Annotated in this window: 1 protein-coding gene and 1 pseudogene; one reads left to right on the plus strand and one right to left on the minus strand. The window is 69.2% G+C overall.

Annotation, left to right across the window (positions count from 1 at the left end; all coding sequences use genetic code 11):
* Positions 1-101: 101 nt before the first annotated feature.
* Positions 102-2,330, minus strand: coding sequence for a serine/threonine-protein kinase (locus tag EFK10_RS17965; RefSeq protein ID WP_127356701.1), 2,229 nt, complete (start codon positions 2,328-2,330; stop codon positions 102-104).
* Positions 2,331-2,840: 510 nt separating this feature from the next.
* Here EFK10_RS17965 and EFK10_RS17970 point away from each other — a divergent pair.
* Positions 2,841-3,271, plus strand: a pseudogene (locus EFK10_RS17970) (telomere-associated protein Tap); the annotation flags it as partial.

Genomic DNA, 3,271 nt, shown 5'->3' on the forward strand with positions numbered 1-3,271 from the left:
CCCATCCGGATCCGCTCCGGGTACGTCTCACCAGCTATGTGATCCTTCGGCACAAGATCGAGATCATAGACGATCTTGGACTAGCCGAGCGACGTTGGGGGTCAGCCCGACTTCGGCGGCTTCTGCGCATCGAAGGCGAAGAGGGTGTTATTGGCCGCGGCCGCGATCACCTCACGCCCCGCAACGGTCACGCGCGGGCTTGCGCCCTGCTCGCCCGTCAAACCATTGGCCTGCGGCTCTGTTGTCCACAGGGGTTTGCCATCGTACGGTGACAGCGCGACCACCCGGCCGGTGGCCGAGCTGAAATACAGCGCGTCGGCTCCCGCGGCGGGACCCGACGCGCCCTCCACGCCTGTCTGTCGCGACCACTTCTTCCGGCCGGTCGCGGGGTCGAGCGCTGTGACGAGACCGGTCTGCCCGCTCACGTAGACGGTGCCGTCCGCCATGCCGGGCGTCCCCTCGTATGTCTTGGCCAGTCGGGAGTACGTGACCTTCCGCGAGGCCGGGTCGACCCGCGCCACCCCGTCGTAGCCGGCCAGCGCCGTTCCCTCCATGTGCTTCTGAAGGAGTACGAGCCTGCCGTTGGCGACGCCCATCGGCACGGCGGGGCCGTCAACCGCTATGGGCTTACCCAGTGTCCCCGAGGCGCGGTCGACCGTGTACAGGGTGGGGTGGCGCACCTCTAAGGCATCCACCTCCGCATTCGTCGCGCACATCGCGAAGAGCTGTGGGCCCGCCGGGACGGGAGCGCACTGCGTACCCGCGGGGAATGACGTCGTCCACATGACGTCACCGCTGTGCGCGTCCCGGGCCTCGAAGCGGGAGTTGGAAGCGTTGACCGTCACGACGGCGGAGCCGACCACAAGGGCGTCCTGAGTCCGACCCGTGACGGCCGTCGACTGGGCGCCGGACGGTACGGACCACAGCTTCCGGCCGTTGTTCGCGTCGATGGCCACCACCTCGCTGGGAGGGTCCTGCGGGGCGTCCTGGGCGGCGAGGCGGTAACCGAGCACCGTGTCGTCGGTGGCGCCCACCAGGTGCATACCCTGGATGGGGACGCCCGGGCTCTTCACCGTCCACACCCGCGAGCCGTCCAGGGTCCTGATACGGGTCGCGACAACACCGCCGCCCCCGCAGAACAGCGCGTCGCCGCGCGCGACGCAACGCAGCTCGTCGGGGATGTCGTCACCGCCCTGCACGGTCTTGCGCCATGGCTCGAAGCCGTCCGGAAGTGCGGCACCCGACGCCGCAACGCTGTTGCCCTTGTCGCCGCCGCTGTTCCCCCCAAAGCCGCCCGCCTCCAGCGCGGCGAGTCCCCCGCCGATCGCTGCCACCGCGACTGCGGCCGCGAGCACAGGACGCCATCGGCTGCGCAGACGGCGGCGGATGGGGGCTACGGTGCTCCCTGTGTCGGGACCGGCCGGGGTAGTCGGAGCCGGGGTGGCCGGCGTCGCGAAGTGCTGCTGGGTGAACACGTCGCGGGTGTGGCCCGCGCCAACCCCGTTCGCGTCGGTCCCGCCGAGGTCGGCCGGCAGGTCCCGCAGCAGCACGAGGAGTTCGTCCGCCGAGGGGCGCCCCTTGGGCTCCTTATCCAGGCACGACTCGACGACCGCGCGCAAAGCCACCGGCACGGCACCCAGCGACGGCTCCTCGTACACCACCTGATACGCCGTCATGTATGGGCTGTCCGCGTCGAAGGGCCCGTGGCCCGTCGCTGCGTACACCAGCAGCGTCCCCAGCGAGAAGATATCGGACCGCGGCCCCACACCACGCGGCGCCTGCAACTGCTCCGGCGACATGAAGGGCGGCGTACCGATGATTCGCCCTGTCATCGTCAGCGTCTGCTGGTCCACGGCGCGCGAAATGCCGAAGTCGATGACGCGCGGGCCCTCGGGCGAGAGCACGACGTTCGAAGGCTTCAGGTCACGGTGGACGACCCCCACCCGGTGGATGTCGCGCAGCGCCTCCGCCAGCCCGATGGCGAGCCTCCTCAGCTCCGCTCCGTTCAGCGGGCCCTTCGTGGCGATGCGCTGGGCGAGCGTGTGCCCCTCGATATAGGTCGTCGCCATCCACGGCTGCTCGGCCTCAGTGGCAGCGTCGACCACGGCGGCGGTGAACGCGCCGCTCACCCGCCTCGCCGCCGCCACCTCCTGCCGGAAACGGATGCGGAACTCGTCGTCCCCCGCAAACTGCTGGTGGATCAGTTTGATCGCCACAGGTCGCCCCGAACTCGTACGGGCCAGAAAGACCGTGCCCATGCCACCCGAGCCGAGGCGCGCCTCAAGTGGATAGCCGCCTATCTCGGCTGGATCACCTCCGCGCAGCGACACTCTTCCCGACCTCCCGTTCCCCGTGCACCTCTGCCACCACGGGCCTGCGTACCTGTCCTGCACACAAACTAGCCGCAGGGCAGTACGGCAGAGCAAAGCGGGTGACGAACAGGGAGCCCAGGGCTGCTCCCGTGCCGCACACGACGCAGCCCCGCCAAGAGGAGCATGGCGGGGCTGCGTCGTGTCGTGGAACACCGCACGGTGCGGCCCATCGCCACACGCAGAACCCCGTCGGGACAAGCCGACGGGGGTTCGTGACCTCTCACACGCGTATCACCGACAGCGGCGACGCCTCTGAACCACAATGACCCGACCTGCGCATACGCACTTCACATGGACGACCTGGATCGCACAAGATACGTTCTACAACCTGTGCCATGTGGTGCCGCGGAAGCACTCCGGCCAACCTTCGGCCCCCGATCACCAGCGACCACCTGACAAGATCCGGATCAGGAGCGGACCAACTAGAGTGAGGCGCCCCGAAGTTTCCGGACAGGGATCCAATAGAATCTGGCGATCGTTTTGTCCGCGGTGAAGGCCACGGTTAAGGGCGGCATCGGCAAGCTGCGCGAGCGGCCCCGCGGCGAGGGCTGGAAGCCCGGCGAGCCGTGGCGGGCTCTGTCCCGCCCGACGTGGCGGCCCGACATCCGGGCCGCCGTCATCTCCAGGACCCGCATCAACATGCATCGCAAGATGCTCAAGCACGCGGCCGTCACCGGTCAGTATCCGGTCGCGGTTCTGTCCGACTGCGCCGTGTACGCCGCCGACGGACCCGGTCCGCTGGACTTCCTGCCGTACTCCGGCGGCAGGCCCCTGCCGGGCGGCTTCCGGCTGGGGGTCAGCCCGGGGATGGTCAAGCACGAGGGCACCCAGACCACCTTGTGGGCCGAGGGTGTGCGGGAGCAGTACGGCCCCGAGCTCAACGTGGCCCGGTACATCAA

The organism is Streptomyces soli (assembly GCF_003999195.1).
GTDB lineage: Bacteria > Actinomycetota > Actinomycetes > Streptomycetales > Streptomycetaceae > Actinacidiphila > Actinacidiphila soli.